The organism is Mammaliicoccus sp. P-M58, from assembly GCF_022386165.1.
Lineage (GTDB): Bacteria > Bacillota > Bacilli > Staphylococcales > Staphylococcaceae > Mammaliicoccus > Mammaliicoccus sciuri.
This window is the reverse complement of the sequence record NZ_JAJNJI010000040.1, coordinates 1-314: the sequence shown is the minus strand read 5'-3', so window position 1 is coordinate 314 and position 314 is coordinate 1. Positions and strand designations below refer to the sequence as shown.

Annotated in this window: 1 rRNA gene; it reads left to right on the top strand. The window is 36.9% G+C overall.

Going from position 1 to position 314, the window contains the following annotated elements:
* Nucleotides 1-228: 228 nt before the first annotated feature.
* Nucleotides 229-314: ribosomal RNA gene (gene rrf, locus LQ694_RS15475) — 5S ribosomal RNA — on the top strand; the annotation flags it as partial.

Here is a 314-nt window from a genome sequence, read left to right as displayed (position 1 = left end):
GAATACTAATCGATCGAAGACTTAATCAAATTTTAAATCGGTTTTAGCCGTAAAATCTGCTTACTATCTAGTTTTGAATGTACAATACATTTCAATTTGTATTGCGTAGAGAAAACGCTTATAGACAACGAATCACAATGGATGACAAATGAGTTTACTTTCGTAAATGAATGAGGAATACAGCAGTGATGAGGAAGTATGTAAACGATTGACTCAAGCAATAATTTGTCTGGTGACGATAGCAAAGAGGTCACACCTGTTCCCATGCCGAACACAGAAGTTAAGCTCTTTAGCGCCGATGGTAGTTGGGCTTA